The sequence below is a fragment of the Pseudomonas sp. KUIN-1 genome (assembly GCF_009176725.1).
Classification (GTDB): Bacteria; Pseudomonadota; Gammaproteobacteria; order Pseudomonadales; family Pseudomonadaceae; genus Aquipseudomonas; species Aquipseudomonas fragariae.
On the sequence record NZ_AP020337.1, the window covers coordinates 1,018,121 to 1,035,285 of the forward strand.

Genomic DNA, 17,165 nt, shown 5'->3' on the forward strand with positions numbered 1-17,165 from the left:
CTATAGGTTTAGTTTGAATGTTGCTGATCTCGCGTTATAGGCTCGAAGTCAGTCGCTTCCGATGGTGCCGTCAAACGTATACGTGCTGTCCGCCGTGGTCAGCCTGATTTTCCTGCAGTGAGAACCACACGATGTCCACGCTTGCGCTATTGATATGCGATGACTCGAACATGGCGCGAAAGCAGCTGTTGCGCGCGCTACCTGAAGACTGGGATGTGTCGGTCACGCTGGCCACCCAGGGGCAGGAAGGCCTGGAAGCGATTCGTAAAGGTCAGGGCCAGGTGGTCCTGCTCGACCTGACCATGCCGGTGATGGACGGTTACCAGACGCTGACGGCGATTCGTGACGAAAACCTCGACGCCAAGGTGATTGTGGTGTCGGGCGACGTGCAGGACGAAGCCGTGCGTCGGGTCATGGAGTTGGGCGCGCTGGCGTTTCTGAAAAAACCTGCCGACCCGGACGAACTGAAAAGCACGCTGGAGCGCCTGGGCCTGCTGGGCAAGCCTGCGGCGTCACCGGTTGCACTGCCGGCCCTCAACAACAAGGGCGGGGTGATCAGCTTTCAGGATGCGTTCCGCGAAACCGTCAACGTAGCCATGGGCCGTGCAGCGGCGTTGCTGGCCAAGGTACTGGGTGTCTTTGTGCAGTTGCCGGTGCCCAACGTCAACATGCTTGAAGTTGGTGAGCTGCACATGGCGCTGGCCGATGCGCACAGCGATCAGCGCCTGACTGCGGTGTGTCAGGGCTACATCGGTGGCGGTATTGCAGGCGAGGCGCTGCTGATTTTCCACGACTCGGAAATTTCCGGTATCTCGCAGCTGATGGGCGGCGATCACTCCGACAGTTCCGACATGGAGATGCTCCTTGACCTGTCCACGATCCTGATCGGTGCCTGCCTGAGCGGGATTGCCGAACAGATCGACATCGCCTTTTCGCAGGGCCATCCACAGTTGCTGGGTGCACAGGGCGGCATCGACGAGCTTATCCGCATCAATCAGCAACGCTGGAAAAAGACCCTGGCGGTCGAAATCAGTTACAGCGTGGAAGGCCACAATCTGCATTTCGATCTGCTGATGCTGTTCACCGAAGATTCGGTCGAGCTGCTTACCAAAAAACTCGCCTACATGATGAGCTGACCCATGAGCAACGCTATTGAAATCAACGAGCTTCATTGGTTGCTGGCCGTCACGCAGAACATTGACGTAGGCATCGTGGTGCTGGACCTGAACTACCGCGTGACGGTCTGGAATACCTTCATGGAAAACCGCTCGGGTGTGGTGCCCTATGTGGCCATCGACAAGACTTTTTTCGAGATTTTCCCGGAGGTCAACGCGAAGTGGTTCAGCAAGAAAATCGATAACGTCGTGACCCTCGGCACGCCGGCGTTCACCATCTGGGAGCAGCGGCCGTATCTGGTGCGTTTCAAGAATTACCAACCGATTACCGGGCAGGAGGAGTTCATGTATCAGAACACCACACTGTTCCCGCTGCGGTCGACCACCGGTGCGATCAGCCATGTGTGTCTGGTGATCTATGACGTCACCGACGTCGCGGCCAACCGCAATCAGTTGCTGGCGGCCAACGACAAGCTGCAGCAACTGTCGGGCTCAGTGAAAAGCTGACCCGCGCCCGGGCTTGGCGATGAATGAAACCGGCACTGCGGGCTTGATCCCGCTCGTGCTAGGATCGCGATTTTTCCGCTGACGCTCAGGGACATCATGCGACCTCAAGCCACCCTCACTGTTTTGCCTGTCGAGCGCCCGTTGGTCGGGCGTGTCAGCCCGCCGGGCTCCAAGTCGATCACCAACCGTGCATTGTTGCTGGCCGGGCTGGCCAAAGGCACCAGCCGCCTGACCGGCGCGCTGAAGAGTGATGACACGCGCGTGATGTCCGAAGCCTTGCGTCTGATGGGCGTGCAGGTCGACGAGCCGGATGACAGCACCTTCGTGGTCACCAGCAGCGGGCACTGGCAGGCGCCGCAACAGGCGCTGTTCCTCGGCAATGCCGGGACTGCGACACGCTTTCTGACCGCGGCACTGGCCAACTTCGAAGGCGACTTCGTGGTGGATGGCGACGAATACATGCGCAAGCGCCCGATCGGCCCGTTGGTCGATGCCTTGCAGCGCATGGGCGTGGAGGTCAGCGCACCCAGTGGTTGCCCGCCGGTGGCCATCAAGGGCAAGGGCGGTCTTGAGGCCGGTCGTATCGAAATCGACGGCAATCTGTCCAGCCAGTATGTGTCGGCACTGCTGATGGCCGGTGCCTGTGGCAAGGGGCCTGTGGAAGTTGCCCTGACAGGCAGCGAGATCGGCGCGCGTGGTTACCTCGACCTCACGCTGGCGGCCATGCGGGCGTTCGGTGCCGAGGTTCAGGCCATCGGCGACGCCGCCTGGAAAGTCTCGGCTACCGGTTATCGCGCTACGGATTTCCACATCGAACCGGATGCCTCGGCGGCCACCTACCTTTGGGCTGCGCAGGCCCTGACCGAGGGCGCTATCGACCTGGGCGTGGCCAGCAACGCGTTCACTCAGCCTGATGCACTGGCCAGTCAGATCATCGCCAGCTTCCCGAACATGCCGGCCGTGATCGACGGCTCGCAGATGCAGGACGCGATTCCCACGCTGGCCGTACTGGCCGCGTTCAATCGTCAACCGGTGCGCTTTGTCGGCATCGCCAACCTGCGGGTCAAGGAGTGCGACCGCATCTCGGCACTGTCCAACGGCCTGTGCGCCATCGCACCCGGCCTGGCGGTCGAAGAGGGTGACGATCTGATCGTTACCGCCAACCCGACGCTGGCAGGCACTACGGTCGATGCCTTGATCGATACCCACTCCGACCATCGGATCGCCATGTGCTTTGCACTGGCGGGCCTGAAGATTGCCGGCATCCGCATTCTCGACCCTGATTGCGTCGCCAAGACCTACCCGGGGTACTGGGATGCGCTGGCTTCTCTGGGTGTGAGTGTTCAGCGCTGATAGATCAGGTTTATCGGCTCGGGAAGCCTGTAGGATTTCGAGACATCTTTAGCTGGCAGTCTACGGTTGTAGATACTATGTTTATACGTTGGGGTTGCATGCCTCGTGTGAGGTATCTACAGTATTGCTACGTTATGAGGTGTCTTTATGGAAGTGAAAATTCAGCAATGGGGCAATAGCGCTGCAATTCGTTTGCCCGCAAACGTGCTAAAGCAGATGAGCCTGTCTAGCGGCGATGTCCTTACACTTGATGCGTCTGCAGAAGTCATCACGCTCAAACCCGCTAAAGCAAAGTTGCATTATCGATTGGCTGACTTGATGGCAAAATGTGATTTGAGCGCGCCTGAACCCACAGAATTGGCCGAATGGAACGCCATGCAGCCAATTGGACGTGAGGTTTGAAACGGGTTAAATTCAACCGGTCGGATATTGTGCGACTGAACCTGAATCCAACCGCAGGCCGTGAACAACAGGGCGATTTTCGTCCAGCGTTGATTCTGACGCCTGCGGCTTATAACGCATCGGGCCTTGTAATTATTGTACCCATCACGCAGGGCGGCGACTTCGCTCGGTATGCCGGTTTCGCGGTGCCTTTAAGCGGTTCAGGTACCGAAACGCAGGGTGTCGTTCTTTGCAACCAGATTCGAACCGTTGACCTTGAGGCTCGTGGCGCAAAGCGTGTTGAGTCAGTTCCCGAGATGATAATCGACGATGTGCTGGCTCGCGTTCAAGCCCTTTTTGAATAGCAGGTTCTGCTAGTTGCCTGGCTCCTCAATCTGCTCGCAGCCGTTTTTCAAATCCCGAAAAACGGCTGCATCATCCGCGCCAGCAGCCCCTGAAAACGCAGCTTCGATTCAGTGGCCAGCACGCAAATGCATTCCCGGTCAGGGTAGGCAATGGGCTGGTGATGGATATGGCTGTCCAGATCGGCCACATCGTTGAGTCCGAACTCTCCCTGTACGTCGTAATACGCGCCCTTGAGGACCATGGTCATCTCGCCGCTTTCGTGGCTGTGCACCGGCATGCTCACGCCGGGGGCGATTTTCAGCAGCATCAGGTTGCCCTGTTCGATGCCTTCAGCGCGTACACGTTTTACGCCGGGGATCAGGGTCTTCCACTTTAATGTGCTCAGGTGTCGACCAAAATGCGCCTGCATGCAGACCGGCATCAGGTCCGGGTCCTGATTGGCCGCCGGCATCGAATGCATAGCGGGTACGAGCCCCGCTTGCTGCTCGTCAAGCCGCGCGAGCATGGCCGATCGGCCCTTGAGTGGCACCACACTGCTGGTGTGCTGCTGCATCAACACACCGCCAATGGCCTCGGCCTGCCTGAGCCGCGCCCGGCACTCGGCGCAGCGCTCCAGGTGCGCGGCAGTGACTAACGAGATGACCTGCGACAGCGCTCCTGCGGCATAGCTGACCAGCGTGGCGTCGTCCGGATGATGTTGTGGGCCCATCATGATTCCTCTATCCGCGAGCGCAATTTTTGAAACGCAAGGCGCAGGCAGGACTTCACTGTGCCAAGCGGCATACCCAAGCGTTCGGAAATCTCCCGGTGGCTGAGCGCTTCGAAATACGACATTCGCAACACTCGGGCCTGATCGGCGGGCAGGTTCTGGATGGCGATGTTGAGTTGTTGCTCCTGGCGCTGGCTGTAATCGAGTGTTCGATCTACCGGAGCCTCCAGACGCTCGAGTTGTTCCAGCGAGTTCTGCACCTGCACCCAGCCACGGTCCTTGCGCACGCTGTCGATGTAAAGATTGCGTGCGATGCGAAACAACCATGTCCCCAGGCTGGCCTTGGCCGGGTCGAACGAGTCGGCCTTGTGCCACAGTTTGAGCAGCACTTCCTGCACCAACTCTTCGGCCTGACCTTCTGGCACATTCAGCCCGGTGAGGTAGCGCAACAGGCGCGGAGCGAAGTGATCGTAAATGCGCATGAAGCTGTCGCGGTCCCTCTGGCGGGCCACGGCGGTGACTTCATCGATCCAAAGTCGGGTGATTGTCGATTCGCTGTGAGAGGGGGACAAGTGACAGAAGGTCCTGAGACTGGCAGTTATGCGCATGATCCACCTTCTGATCACCATTGTGTGGGTTTGGTTCGCGATGCAGAGGTGTTACGTAACGGGGTGGGGGGTGGATCATAGGATGTGACGAGCGGCGCATCCGTTCAGGTGCAAGAATCCTTGGACTTGGAAGGTGTGTTTAGCGAGTTGCTCGGTCATCCAGGCGAAGACCATCAGTGCGCTGAAATTCTCGCAGGTTGTGGGTGGCAACGATCAGCCCAGTAGAACGGGCCTTGCGACCATTAGCTGTCATTTCTGACAGTAGAGTGAAAAATGCTTTTTGCTTAATCTGACTTTTGGAGACCATCAACGTCAGGGAGACAATCATGGGTACTCATGTCACGCACGCTTCATTCTCGCAGGTCCGACTCGCCAGCCTATTGTTATTGGTCATCGTTTGCACGGGGCTTTTTTTCGCGCCAGAGCGATCACAGGCTGAGGTTGCAAACCTGGCGACTTGTCCGGTAGGAACTCACACCGCAACGTGGTCGCCAGGAGTGACCAATACCGCCAAGACTACCGACGTGGTGACGACAAGCAATTGGGGACCGTGTGTTTTACCTTCATTTCCCCTGGTAGTCAGCGCTTCGTCCATACAAAGTTTTCAGGCCCCTTTATCCTGTCAGTCTTTACTGCTGCAAACGTCCAATGTGGTATGGATCATCACCTGGAGCGATGGGGTGACCAGCACTTACACGTTCAATACGAGTTTCAATACTGTGAACGGTCTGATTACAGCCGTTCTGGGTGTCGGGACAATTACAGATGGCCGTTTCAAGGACGCCACTGCGTTGAGTACATTTGAGCTTGTTAATTTTCAGGCCGCGTTGAATAACAGCTGCGGCACTACGACCGGTGTCACCGGTGTCAGCGGCCTTTCAACGCTGGTCATTACCCCGTAATGACAGACGCCAGGCTCGCACGCATAAGGCCTGCTACAAACTCTTGTCTTGCAGGCCGACCCCCAACCTCATCTACCCCCCCATGCCTTAAAAAGGCTCAATCCCGGATGCCTCGACAGATGATGGGCGTTCACCGGGTGGCTGACGGGCTCAAAACATAAGAGGCGTTGCAGTTATCGTGTTGAGGTCATTGGCTTACCCAGTCTTCTACCCTCAGCCCCTCGACGCGCTGGAATTCACGCTGGTTGTTAGTGATGACAACCAAGCCTAGAGAGCGGGCGTGTCCTGCAATCATTTGATCGTACGGGCCGATCGGTGTGCCCGATCTAGCCAGTTCGGCTCTGATCATGCCGGTATGAGCCGCCGCGTCGCTGTCGTAAGGGAGCACTTCAAGACGCGCTGTGAAACCCTCTACAACGGCAAGGTTTCTTTCGGGCTCAAAGACTTTTCTGCGCCGTAGACAAGCTCCATCAATGTGATCGCGCTGATACGTAGCTGTCCGTGATGGAGGTTGAAGGCTTCACGCACCGAAGCTGGCTTGTTCTTTATAGTGAAAATGCAAATGTTGGTGTCAAGCATGTACTTGAGCATCAGAGCGATTCGCGCTGCTGTTCGGCTGGTTGTCCGCGCTCTGCCATGAAATCATCACTGACACTTTCACCATCGAACCAGCTGTTCCACATTTCACCGGCGGGGGAAATAATGCGGGTTCTGCCCACGGCTATAACATCGACACGTTTCACGTCGTCGGGCAAGGCCACCGCTTTTGGCAGTCGGACAGCCTGGCTTCGATTGCTTTTGAAGACTGTGGATTGTTCCATGAGTGATTCATCCTTGGCTGATGTTTCGGATGAATAAGAATATGTTTTTTTGGGATATGTCAACGGAATATCCCGACTCGTTCTGTAACTTGAAATGAGTCACCAGGACACTTATTCATAACCCCCGCTTCAGGTCCTTGTAACGAAGACTGAACTCCAGCGTCACTGACTCTCCCTGCCGCAAGAGCTTCAACCCAGGATGCCCCGGCAAATGATGGGCATTGACCGGGTGGCTGACCGGCTCGAAACAGAAGAAATCCAGCCCCGACGGGCAGAACACCAGAAAGTATTCGCTGCCGGTGGCCTGGCAGTGCAATTCGTAGCCCAGGTCCGGCTGGCTGATGATGCTCTGGCCATCCCAGCCGGTGAAACCGTTGTCCAGCCGTGTGTCGGGCAGCGCGTTGCCGTGCCGGAAGTCCCACTCGGCGGGCAGGTCCTGCAAGGCGCGGGGCAAACCGGCTTCGTCGCATAGCCAAACCTGCGCAGCCTTGGCCTGCAAACGAGTATGGGCGGTGCGCGGTAAGTACGGGTGCAGGCCCAGCCCGTGCCAGATGGCGCGGCTGTCCTGATGGGTGGTGCTCAGTCCAATGCTCAGCGTGCCCTCGTGCAGGGTGTAGCGCAGTTGCGCGCTGTAGGCGAAGGGTGTCTGGCTGTCGAGTTGCAGGCAGATCTGCCGAGGCGCCTGCTCGATGACCGTCCATGGCTGCTGCCACGCACTGCCATGAATCGGCAGCGGGTCGTTGGCGCTGTTTGGTTCCAGGGCCAGCCAGCCGTCTGGTGTCTCGAAACCGCCGTTGCCGATCCGGTTCGACCACGGTGCCAGCGGGTAGCAGGCCAGCCGACGGGGCGTCCCGGCCGCCAAAGCCTGTTCGTCGCTGGGGCGCAGCAGAGGTTGCCCGCTGGCCAGGACGCTCCAGTTGACGATACTGCCGCCGATGTCGGGGGCGAGTGTCAGGCGGGTCAGGCCATCTTCAAGGGTCAGTACGCTCGTGGACATGCTTCAAAGCCTTTCTGGATGATTGAGGGTCAGGCGACCGGGCGCGACGCCAGGTCAGCAGCACGATGCCGCTGACCACGATCAGCCCGCCGACCACCTGACCGCTGCTGAGCAATTGATCGAGAATCAGCCAGCCAAACAGCAGGCTGGCCACCGGCTCGATATTCATCACTGGCGCGTTGCGGGCGATGTCCAGACGCGCCATGCAGATGAACAGCAGCGAAAAGCCCAGCCCGTACAAAACCACCAGACTGGCCAGTGCGCTCCAGCCGACAGAACTCGTCGGCAGACCCACGCCGCCGGGCAGCACGCCGCTGCTGCCGGCGATGGCCGCGACGACGAACACCACGGCCATGGTCAGCATGCTGCGCACGCTGCCGCGCATGCCCGCCAGTTTGTTATCGGTAATCCACAGCGCAAAGGCGAACACCACCGCAGCGGTCGACGCGTAGGCGACGCCCTCCAGCCATTGCGGCTCGCTGCTGCCGGGGTTCGACAGGCGCTGTGGCACGTCCAGCGCCAGCGTCAGGCCAAACAGGATCAAGCCCATCAGGCCTGCTGCGCGCCGTGTCGGCCTGGCTCCCCCCAATGCCCAGGTCAGCAACGCCAGCAGGATCGGCGAGACATTGACCACCAGCAAGGCCAGGGCCACCGGAATACGTGCCACCGCCGAGTAGATGCAAAAGCTCTGAGTGGCGATCAGCAACCCCAGAAGCAGCTGCCAGCGCCAGGTGCTGGCGGGCAGACTGAGCCTTTCACGCTGCCAGAGCACCAGGCTGACCAGCACCAGCAAGGTGACGCCGGAGCGACAAAGGATGGCCAGCAGCAGGCCGGTGTCATGATCGAAGGCAATGCGCGCCGCGATGTGGTTGCCGGCAAACGAACAGGCCAGCAGGGCCAGGATCAGCACGGCAATGTGTCGCGGAAACAGGGCAGGGGCAGACATACGCAAACCAGCCTCCTTGGCTGGACAACAGAGGTGCATGCCGGAGCGCTTTCAAGCGCTCCGGCAGCCTTGCAGCTGGAGACGTCAGAGCACGACGCTCGGCAGCCACAACGAGATGGCAGGAATGTAGGTCACCAGCATCAGCACCAGGAAAAGCGCGACATAGAACGGCACCAGTGCTTTTACCGTGGCTTCGATGGTGACCTTGCCCACGGCAGCACCGACGAACAGCACCGCGCCCACCGGCGGGGTAATCAGCCCGATCCCCAGATTGACCAGCATGATCATGCCGAAGTGCACCGGATCGATACCGACACCGACGATGACCGGCAACAGAATCGGGGTCAGGATCAGAATCAGCGGCGCCATGTCCATGACCGTACCGAGCAGCAGCAACATCACGTTGATGCACATCAGGATCACGTAGCGGTTGTCCGACAGGGTCAGGAACGCTGTGGTGATCTTCATCGGGATTTCCATCAGCGTCAGGATGTAACCGAAGCTGGCGGCAAAACCGATCAGAATCATCACGATGGAAATGGTGCGTGCGGCCCGGTGCATCAGTTTGGGCAGATCGCGCCATTTGTAATCGCGGTAGATGAACATGGTGACAAAGAACGCCCAGAGCACGGCAATCGCCGCCGACTCGGTGGCCGTGAAAATCCCCGACAGAATGCCGCCGAGAATAATGACCATGGCCATCATCCCCCAGAGCGCTTCACCGGCGATTTTCAGCGCCTGACGCAGCGGCACTACTTCACCCTTGGGGTAATTGCGCTTGCGCGCGAAGATCATGCACAGGCCCATCATCACCGCGCTGAGCAGCAGGCCCGGGAGGATCCCGGCCATGAACAGCGACGCGATCGACACCGTGCCGCCTGCCGCCAGCGAATAGAGCACCGAGTTGTGGCTGGGCGGAGTCAGCAGTGCCTGCACCGAGCCGCTGACGGTCACTGCCGTCGAGAAGTCGCGAGGGTAGCCGTTGCGTTCCATCTCCGGGATCAGCACCGAGCCCACCGAGGCCGTGTCGGCCACCGAGGAACCCGAGATCGCGCCGAAGAAAGTCGAAGCCACGATATTGACCAGCGACAGCCCGCCACGCACGAAGCCCACCAGCACCGCAGCAAACGCGACCAGACGTCGCGACATGCCGCCTTCGGCCATGATCGCGCCGGCCAGCACGAAGAACGGAATCGCCAACAGCGAGAATTTGTTGACCCCGCCCGCAATCTGGATCATCAGCGCATCGGCCGGGATGTCGATCCACCAGGCGCCGATCAGGGCTGAAAGGCCCAGTGCGTAGGCCACCGGCATGCCGATCAGGATCAACGCGATAAAGCTGCCCAACAGTATAAAAGCGTCCATTTATGCGGCACCTTCGCTTTCTTCAATGACGTCGAAGCGCATCACTGCGCGATGACTCTGGTCACCCAGAAACAGTCTTTCCAGGACGAATACCAGCGTCACGAGGCCGCCAATGGGGATCGGCAGATAAGAGATGCCGACGCGCAGAAACGGCAGTTCGCCGACGAATTGATTCCAGGTGGTGGCGCACAGCTTGAAGCCCTTGAAGATCATGAACAGGGCGACGATCGCCATCAGAATCTGCACCACTACGCTGGCGACTCTGCGCACCTGCTGCGGCATGCGGTCCACGGCCATCGACACAGCCATGTGCGCACCGGCCCGGTAGCTGGCGGCAGCGCCAAAGAAGGTAAACACCACCATCAGCAGGATGGCGGTGGGTTCCGGCCAGCTGGAGCCGCTGCCGAGGATGTAGCGGGCAAAGATGCCCCAGGGAATGATCAGGGTCATGATCAACACCGACAGACCGGCAATGCCGATGCAGACCCGATAAAGCGTGTCGTTGATGCGCAATAGCGTATTTTTCATAAGGCTCACCACTGCGGCGGCGAACGAGCTGGTGCTCGTTCCCGCTGCGTAATCGGACAGGCTTATTGGGCCGCTTGGGGGTTGCTCGCCGCCAGTGCCGGATCGGTCTGGACCGCTCCGATGCGGTCGATCAGACCCTTATATTTCGCACCGTATTTGTCGCGTACCGGCTGGGTCGCGTCGTAGAAGGCTTTCTTCTGCTCGGGCGTCAGCGTGATGAACTCCACGCCAGCAGCCTTGAGCTTGGTCTCGGCATCGGCTGACGACTTGTCCCACAGCACGCGTTCTTCCATCTGCGCTTCACGTGCGAGCTTTTTCACCAGTGCCTGCTGCTCGGGGTTGAGCTTTTCCCACGTGGTTTTCGACATCACGATGGGCTCGGGCAGGATCAGGTGTTCGGTCATGGTGAAGAACTTGGCGTTCTGGTAGTGGTTATGCTGGAAATACGTCGGCGGGTTGTTTTCCGCACCGTCGATGACGCCGGTCTGCAGGGCGCTGAAGATCTCGCCGGTGGCCATGGCGATGCCGTTACCGCCCATGTCGTTAATGGTTTCGATGAACACCGGGTTGCCCTGAACGCGGATTTTCATGCCTTTGAGGTCGGAGATCTGGCGTACCGGCTTCTTGGTGTACAGGTTGCGGGTGCCGCCATCCATCCACGCCAGGGCGACCATGTTGAATTCGGAGTTGCTGATCTTGTCGAGGATTTCCTGACCGATCTGGCCATCGATGATGGTGCGCATATGCGCCTGATCACGGAACACGAACGGCAAGTTGAAGACGTTAACGTCCGGCACTACCGGGCCAACGATGCCGAGGCTGACGCGGGTCATCTGCACGGCGCCACTCTGGACCTGCTCGACGACCTCCTTCTCGGAGCCGAGCACACCGCCTGCGTACATCTTGAAACTGATCTCGCCCTTGGACTGTTCTTCGAGTTTCTTGCCCATGTTCTGCTCTGCCACGACCGGCGCATAACCAGCAGGGTGAACCTCGGCGAATTTGATTTTGACGTCTGCCTGGGCCATGCCTGACACACAGAAGGCCAGCGGAAGTGCTGCGATGAGAAGCGTGCGTTTGAAATCCATGGATATCTCCGATTTTGTTATTTTTGGTCGAGCTACGGGATTTTCGGTAGGGCGCTGTCAGCCCTGAAACGTGGGTTCCTCCAGGCCTTTGACGCCAGGTCGCAGGGCGAACACACCACCGGCCAGTGGCTGATCGCCAATATCGCCACCCGGGCGAATGGACGTCACGAACAGGGTGTCCAGGTTGGGGCCGCCAAAGGCACACATGGCTGGCTTTTTCACCGGCACGACCAGCGAGCGGTCGAGTTTGCCGGAGGGAGTGAAGCGGTGGACCAGGCCTGCGTCATTGCCACAGATCCAGTAGCAGCCGTCGGCGTCGATCGCCGCGCCGTCTGGGCGACCCAGGTGATGGTTCATGTCGACGAACAGACGGCGATTGTGTGGCGTGCCGCTGTCGGTGTCGTAATCGAACGCCCAGATCTGCTGCACGCTGGGGTGCGAGTCAGACAGGTACATGACCTTGCCGTCGGGGCTGAACGCCAGGCCATTGGGGACGATGAAATCCTTAAGCTGTGCGTCCAGTGTCTTCTGGCCGGCACTGTAGCGATACAACGCACCCACCCTCGCACCGGCGGCCATGTCCATGAACATGGTGCCCGCCCAGAACCGACCCTGTCGGTCGCAGCGGCCGTCATTGAAGCGCATGCCTGCCTGCGCGTGTTCGACGCCGGCCAGAAGCGTGCTGATCAGGCTGCCGTCTTCGCAGGGCTGCAAATGAAAGATTCCGTTCTCCATCCCCGCCACCCAGCCACCCCGGCTGTCGGCGGCGATACAGGCCAGCATTTGCGGCGCTTTCCAGCTGCGCGTGCTGTCCTGATTGAAGTCCCAGCGATGCAGCTCGCCCTTGGGAATATCCACCCAGTACAGCGCTTGATCACGCACGCTCCAGACCGGGCTTTCGCCGGTAGCGTTCTGTGCATCGACAATCAGTTCGGCATCCATGGCGGTTGGTGTCTCCAGAGTGCTGCGAGAGGAAGGCGCTGCTTATTGGTCGCCGAACGGTCCTGAAGCGACAAAGGCACCGCCCTGGTAGAGCATTGCCGGGTCATCGGCTGCCGGCAGCGGCTGGGCGTCGACCTTCTCGCGGAACACTTCCGAGCTGTCCTTCGGGGTGTAATCCAGTTTGCTGGCCAGGCGGTTGTCCCACCACACGGTCTTGTTGTCCGAAACGCCGTAGACCACGGTGTGGCCCACGTCTGGCGTGTACAGCGAGCGTTCGATCAACTGGGTCAGGTCGCCAAAGCTCAGCCAGGTGCTCATCATTCGGCGGTTTTGCGGTTCGGCAAACGAGGAGCCGATGCGGATGCTCACGGTTTCGATGCCGTAGCGATCGAAGTAGAAGCTGGCCATGTCTTCGCCGTAGGACTTGGACAGCCCATAGTAACTGTCCGGGCGGCGAGGGGAGTGCGCGTCGATGGTCTCGGTCTGCTTGTAGAAACCGATCACGTGGTTGGAACTGGCGAAGATCAAGCGTTTCACGCCGTGCCGGCGGGCCGCTTCGTAGATGTGGAACACGCCGCAGATATTGGCGCCGAGGATCTCCTCGAACGGTCGCTCGACCGACACACCGCCGAAATGCACGATCGCATCGACGCCTTCGACCAGTTGGTGTACGGCATCCTTGTTGGCCAGATCGCAGACCTGAACTTCTTCACGGTCGTCGACAGCGGGTGCCATCTCGGCAATGTCGGAAAGCCGCAGCACGTTTGCGTAAGGGCGCAGTGTTTCGCGCAATACCTTGCCCAGGCCGCCTGCCGCGCCGGTCAGCAGGAGGCGATTGAAGGGAATTTGAGTGGTATGAGCCGATGCCATGAGAGAAGTCCCGATTGTTATTTTTGTCATCTGTTGTCGTATGACTTGCCGGATTATCGGCACCGCATACGCTGATTGTCAACGCGGCCAAGGTCTAAAAACGGGCTGGGCACGCCCTTGGCCGGATACATTTGTAACAAGGCAAAACCTGCCGTCGCCGACAGGCTCTGCCACCGCTTTCACAGCAACGAAATAGGGTAGCTGACGAACACGCGATTCTCGTCGAATTCGTTGGTGCTGAAATCGCGACGCAGGCTCGAGTTGCGCCATTTGACGTTCAGGTTCTTCAGCGCACCGCTTTGTACGGTATAGGCCAGTTCGGATTCCCGGCCCCATTCCTTGCCGTCGGTGATGTTGCCGGTGTGCACATTGTCGCCGCTGATGTAGCGGTTCATCAGGGTCAGGCCTGGGACGCCCAGCGTCGCGAAGTTGTAGTCATGGCGCAGTTGCCAGGATTTCTCTTTGGCGTTGTCGTAGCTGGAGTTGTAACTGTCGTTGGCCAGCGTACCGCCACTGGTGCCGTTGACACGCATCCACGCGGTGTCGCCCGTCAGCTTCTGCAGGCCGACATAGAAGGTGCTGCCGCCATAGCGGGCCGAGAGCAGCGCGTAGGCCGTCTTGTTATCCAGGTCGCCGGCCAGTTTGTTGCCGTCTTCCTTGCCGGTGAAGTAACCCAGATTCGCGCCCAGGGTCCAGTCGCCGAGCGGCTGGCTGTGCAGCAGGTTGAAGAATTGCTGCTGGTAGATGTCCTGCAGTTCCGAGTACCAGACGCCTACCTGAGTACGCTTGTCGTTGAAGACATACTCGCCGCCGCCGAAGTTGAAGCGGTCCGAAGTGAATGCGCCTCGCCCGTTCAGCGACATGTCTTCCATGCTCGCGTCGTTGCGCGGGCTGTTGCCGCGGAATTGCCCGCCATACAGGGTCAGGCCGTCGATCTCCTTGGACGTGACCTGACCACCGCGAAACGTCTGCGGCAAGGAGCGACCGTCATCGGAGCGCAGGATCGGCAGCACTGGCATCCATTCACCGACCTTCAGTTCGGTCTTGGAAAACCGCGCCTTGCCTGCCACGCCCAGGCGCCCGAAATCATCGGCCGGCCGGCCGTCGCTGTGGATCGGCAGCAACTGAGTACCGCCCGTACCCTTGCCGCCATCGAGCTTGACCGAGTACAGGCCCAGCACGTCAACCCCGAAGCCCACTACGCCCTGGGTGAAGCCCGACTTGGCGTCGAGAATGAAGCTTTGTGTCCATTCCTCGGCCTTGCCCTGCGGCGCGGCGCTGCTGGGGTACGCAGGATTGGTGAAATTACGGTTGAAGTAGGCATTACGCAGGTTGAGCGTGGCCTTGGTGTCGTCGACGAAACCCTCGGCCATGCCGAGCATCGGGAAAATCAGCGTCATGCCGCCGACGCCCAGCAGGATGCGTGAGCGGGTAGTGTGAGATGTCATTATTGTTGTGCTCCCTTGTTTAGTGAAACCTTCCCCTTTCCTGGCCGCGCGCAAGCGGCGGCCGACACCTTCGAGGATTACGTGATGCCTGTCGCCAGGCATGGCCTCGACCTGCAGACGGCCGAGTACCGTTCGCTGTGTTTAGCGAATGGTGTGAATCGAGAAAGGTGTCTGGTAGTGAGATTGTTCAGTAAACAACGAGGTATCACCGATCCAGGCTTCGATGATTGAGCCCTTGCTGATCGAGCGGGCAGGCGCGGCGTGAGTGTTCATGATGGACAGGCCTCGGTGTTGTTTTTATTTTTGGCGTTATAGGTTGTCGTACAACTACGAGGATTATTTGCAGACCGTTGCCGCGTTGTCAACGCACCCATGGTCGAGGTTTAACGATTCACCGGTCATTTACCGCGCTCCTGAAAGCAAAATTAAATGCGAGTGAACGCTGCGGGCGGGTGTGCAGTCCACCCGATAATCCCGTTCATTTTTTGGAGACTGCCGAATGAATCGTTTCACCCAAAAAGTCATCGTCGTCACAGGTGCCGGTTCCGGAATCGGCGAAGCGACCGCCAAACGTTTTGCCGAGGAAGGCGCGAGCGTGGTGCTGGTCGGCCGCAATCACGACAAGCTGGCCAAGGTGGCCGCGCAACTGAAGGGCGAAGGGCACTTGGTCAGAGCCACGGATGTGGCCGACCCGAGCGACGTGGAAGCGCTGTTCAAGGAAGTGGCGACCCGTTTCGGGCGTCTGGATGTGCTGGTCAACAATGCCGGCATCGTCAAGTCCGGCAAAGTGACCGAGCTGGGCATAGAGGACTGGAAACAGCTGATGTCCGTGGACCTGGACGGCGTGTTCTATTGCACCCGCACCGCCATGCCGGCACTGATCGCCAGCAAAGGCAACATCATCAATGTCTCGTCGGTGTCCGGTCTGGGCGGCGACTGGGGCATGAGCTTCTATAACGCGGCCAAGGGTGCCATCACCAACTTCACCCGTTCGCTGGCCATGGATCATGGGGCTGACGGCGTGCGTGTGAATGCCGTTTGCCCCTCACTGACCCGCAGCGAGCTGACCGAAGACATGCTCGACGACAAAGCGTTGATGGCCAAATTCATGGAGCGCATCCCATTGGGGCGCCCGGGTGAAGCCGAAGACGTCGGCGACGTGATTGCCTTTTTGGCCAGCGATGACGCGCGCTTCGTGACCGGCGTCAACCTGCCGGTAGACGGTGGCCTGTCGGCGTCCAACGGGCAGCCGCCGCAGGCCTGATTGTCACGGGTGCAGAAACAATCAAGCCCGGTAAAGACCGGGCTTGATGTCAACGCTGGGTGATCAGATACGGAAGCGGCTGACCATCGTCTGCAGTTGCCCGCCCAGGCGTGCCAGTTCGACGCTGGACGCAGCGGTTTCTTCGCTGGCCGAAGCAGTCTGCTCGGACACATCGCGGACATTGATGATGCTGCGGCTGATTTCCTCAGCGACCGCGCTTTGCTCTTCAGCGGCGGCGGCAATCTGCTGGTTCATCGCCTGAATGCTGGAGACCGTTTGCGTGATGCTGCCCAGCGACGTACCTGCCTGACGGCTGAGGGTCACGCTGCTGACGGTCAGTTCGCGGCTGTTGAGCATGATGCTGGACACCTGGCGCGTACCGCTTTGCAGCGCAGCGACCAGTGTTTCGATCTCCACGGTGGACTGCTGCGTACGTTGTGCCAGGCCGCGAACTTCGTCGGCAACCACGGCAAAACCACGTCCGGCTTCACCCGCACGAGCCGCTTCGATGGCGGCGTTGAGCGCCAGCAGGTTGGTCTGTTCGGCCACCGCCTTGATGACGTCCATGACCTTGCCGATCTTGTCGCTTTCCTGCTCTAACTGAGTCATGGCATCGACCGAGCGGCCCACTTCATTGGCCAGGCGCTCGATCTGGACGATCGCTTCACCCACCACCTTGTCACCGTCACGCGCTTCGCGGTCGGCGTTGGACGCGGCCTGCGAGGCCTGTTCGGCGTTACGCGCCACTTCTGCAACCGTCGCCGACATCTCGTGCATGGCGGTGGCGACCTGATCAGTTTCGACTTTCTGGCTGTTGACGCCAGCGCTGGTCTGTTCGGTAACCGCCGACAGCTCTTCGGCGGCACTGGCGATCTGTACGACGCTGTCGCGAATACCGCCAATCAGTTCGCGCAGAGTGGTGCCCATGCGCTGGATGCCTTGCTGCAGAACGCCG

The 17,165-nt window shown here is 59.6% G+C and carries 21 protein-coding genes and 1 pseudogene; 7 read left to right on the forward strand and 15 right to left on the reverse strand.

The features are described 5' to 3' along the window. The first annotated feature begins 131 nt into the window (after positions 1–131). From KUIN1_RS04860 to KUIN1_RS04880, 5 genes are all read left to right on the forward strand, one after another. Positions 132–1,136 carry a response regulator gene (locus KUIN1_RS04860; protein WP_011266692.1) on the forward strand — a complete coding sequence of 335 codons (1,005 nt, stop codon included), beginning with the start codon at positions 132–134 and terminating at the stop codon, positions 1,134–1,136. A 3-nt stretch (positions 1,137–1,139) separates the two neighbouring features. Then, positions 1,140–1,622, forward strand: coding sequence for a PAS domain-containing protein (locus KUIN1_RS04865; protein WP_003404789.1), 483 nt, complete (start codon positions 1,140–1,142; stop codon positions 1,620–1,622). A gap of 96 nt (positions 1,623–1,718) precedes the next feature. Further along, positions 1,719–2,975, forward strand: a complete 1,257-nt coding sequence (gene aroA, locus KUIN1_RS04870) for a 3-phosphoshikimate 1-carboxyvinyltransferase (protein WP_011266693.1) — start codon at positions 1,719–1,721, stop codon at positions 2,973–2,975. 147 nt (positions 2,976–3,122) lie between these two features. After that, positions 3,123–3,377 carry an AbrB/MazE/SpoVT family DNA-binding domain-containing protein gene (locus KUIN1_RS04875; protein WP_003404793.1) on the forward strand — a complete coding sequence of 85 codons (255 nt, stop codon included), beginning with the start codon at positions 3,123–3,125 and terminating at the stop codon, positions 3,375–3,377. Then, positions 3,374–3,721, forward strand: coding sequence for a type II toxin-antitoxin system ChpB family toxin (locus KUIN1_RS04880; RefSeq protein WP_011266694.1), 348 nt, complete (start codon positions 3,374–3,376; stop codon positions 3,719–3,721). Before KUIN1_RS04875 ends, KUIN1_RS04880 begins: the two co-directional genes overlap by 4 nt. A 47-nt stretch (positions 3,722–3,768) precedes the next feature. On the opposite strand, the gene KUIN1_RS04885 is transcribed toward KUIN1_RS04880, so the two are convergent. The 3 genes from KUIN1_RS04885 to KUIN1_RS04895 form a co-directional block, all read right to left on the reverse strand. Next, positions 3,769–4,431, reverse strand: coding sequence for a ChrR family anti-sigma-E factor (locus KUIN1_RS04885; RefSeq protein WP_011266695.1), 663 nt, complete (start codon positions 4,429–4,431; stop codon positions 3,769–3,771). Then, on the reverse strand, positions 4,431–4,943 hold the full coding sequence (locus KUIN1_RS04890; protein WP_003345995.1) for a sigma-70 family RNA polymerase sigma factor: 513 nt from the start codon (positions 4,941–4,943) through the stop codon (positions 4,431–4,433). The genes KUIN1_RS04885 and KUIN1_RS04890 overlap by 1 nt, the downstream gene beginning before the upstream one ends. Before the next feature lie 235 nt (positions 4,944–5,178). Beyond that, positions 5,179–5,367, reverse strand: coding sequence for a hypothetical protein (locus KUIN1_RS04895; RefSeq protein ID WP_024652563.1), 189 nt, complete (start codon positions 5,365–5,367; stop codon positions 5,179–5,181). Between KUIN1_RS04895 and KUIN1_RS04900 the strand changes: the two genes are divergently transcribed. Continuing rightward, positions 5,366–5,941, forward strand: coding sequence for a hypothetical protein (locus KUIN1_RS04900; protein ID WP_011266696.1), 576 nt, complete (start codon positions 5,366–5,368; stop codon positions 5,939–5,941). The genes KUIN1_RS04895 and KUIN1_RS04900 overlap by 2 nt on opposite strands. Positions 5,942–6,128: 187 nt before the next feature. Here KUIN1_RS04900 and vapC read toward each other — a convergent pair. The 11 genes and pseudogenes from vapC to KUIN1_RS28240 form a co-directional block, all read right to left on the reverse strand. Next, positions 6,129–6,532: pseudogene (gene vapC / locus KUIN1_RS04905) on the reverse strand (type II toxin-antitoxin system tRNA(fMet)-specific endonuclease VapC). After that, positions 6,532–6,762: a type II toxin-antitoxin system VapB family antitoxin gene (vapB, locus tag KUIN1_RS04910; RefSeq protein WP_011266698.1), complete on the reverse strand. Its 231-nt coding sequence runs from the start codon at positions 6,760–6,762 to the stop codon at positions 6,532–6,534. The pseudogene vapC and the gene vapB overlap by 1 nt, the downstream one beginning before the upstream one ends. A 115-nt stretch (positions 6,763–6,877) precedes the next feature. Further along, the gene (locus KUIN1_RS04915) at positions 6,878–7,759 is read right to left on the reverse strand and encodes an aldose 1-epimerase (protein ID WP_152091859.1); all 882 of its coding nucleotides are present in this window, start codon (positions 7,757–7,759) and stop codon (positions 6,878–6,880) included. Beyond that, on the reverse strand, positions 7,734–8,705 hold the full coding sequence (locus KUIN1_RS04920; RefSeq protein WP_096126468.1) for an EamA family transporter: 972 nt from the start codon (positions 8,703–8,705) through the stop codon (positions 7,734–7,736). Before KUIN1_RS04920 ends, KUIN1_RS04915 begins: the two co-directional genes overlap by 26 nt. An 84-nt stretch (positions 8,706–8,789) precedes the next feature. Beyond that, positions 8,790–10,070 carry a TRAP transporter large permease gene (locus tag KUIN1_RS04925; RefSeq protein ID WP_003404808.1) on the reverse strand — a complete coding sequence of 427 codons (1,281 nt, stop codon included), beginning with the start codon at positions 10,068–10,070 and terminating at the stop codon, positions 8,790–8,792. Continuing rightward, positions 10,071–10,598 carry a TRAP transporter small permease gene (locus tag KUIN1_RS04930; RefSeq protein ID WP_003404809.1) on the reverse strand — a complete coding sequence of 176 codons (528 nt, stop codon included), beginning with the start codon at positions 10,596–10,598 and terminating at the stop codon, positions 10,071–10,073. 62 nt (positions 10,599–10,660) lie between these two features. After that, positions 10,661–11,686 (reverse strand): TRAP transporter substrate-binding protein, encoded by a 1,026-nt coding sequence (locus KUIN1_RS04935; RefSeq protein ID WP_103378278.1) that lies wholly within the window; start codon positions 11,684–11,686, stop codon positions 10,661–10,663. A gap of 57 nt (positions 11,687–11,743) precedes the next feature. After that, positions 11,744–12,628, reverse strand: coding sequence for a glucurono-1,5-lactonase (locus KUIN1_RS04940; RefSeq protein WP_024643183.1), 885 nt, complete (start codon positions 12,626–12,628; stop codon positions 11,744–11,746). 42 nt (positions 12,629–12,670) lie between these two features. After that, positions 12,671–13,498: an NAD-dependent epimerase/dehydratase family protein gene (locus KUIN1_RS04945; RefSeq protein WP_103754093.1), complete on the reverse strand. Its 828-nt coding sequence runs from the start codon at positions 13,496–13,498 to the stop codon at positions 12,671–12,673. A 179-nt stretch (positions 13,499–13,677) separates the two neighbouring features. After that, entirely contained in the window at positions 13,678–14,946 is a 1,269-nt protein-coding gene (locus KUIN1_RS04950) for an OprD family porin (protein ID WP_024652568.1), read from the reverse strand. Positions 14,947–15,087: 141 nt separating this feature from the next. Further along, entirely contained in the window at positions 15,088–15,219 is a 132-nt protein-coding gene (locus KUIN1_RS28240) for a hypothetical protein (protein WP_258041299.1), read from the reverse strand. 226 nt (positions 15,220–15,445) lie between these two features. Between KUIN1_RS28240 and KUIN1_RS04960 the strand changes: the two genes are divergently transcribed. Beyond that, a complete protein-coding gene (locus tag KUIN1_RS04960) occupies positions 15,446–16,210 on the forward strand; it encodes an SDR family NAD(P)-dependent oxidoreductase (protein WP_024652569.1) in 765 nt (254 codons plus the stop codon). 63 nt (positions 16,211–16,273) lie between these two features. Here KUIN1_RS04960 and KUIN1_RS28505 read toward each other — a convergent pair whose 3' ends face one another. Next, a complete protein-coding gene (locus KUIN1_RS28505) occupies positions 16,274–17,137 on the reverse strand; it encodes a methyl-accepting chemotaxis protein (RefSeq protein ID WP_442963289.1) in 864 nt (287 codons plus the stop codon). Between the last annotated feature and the right edge of the window lie 28 nt (positions 17,138–17,165).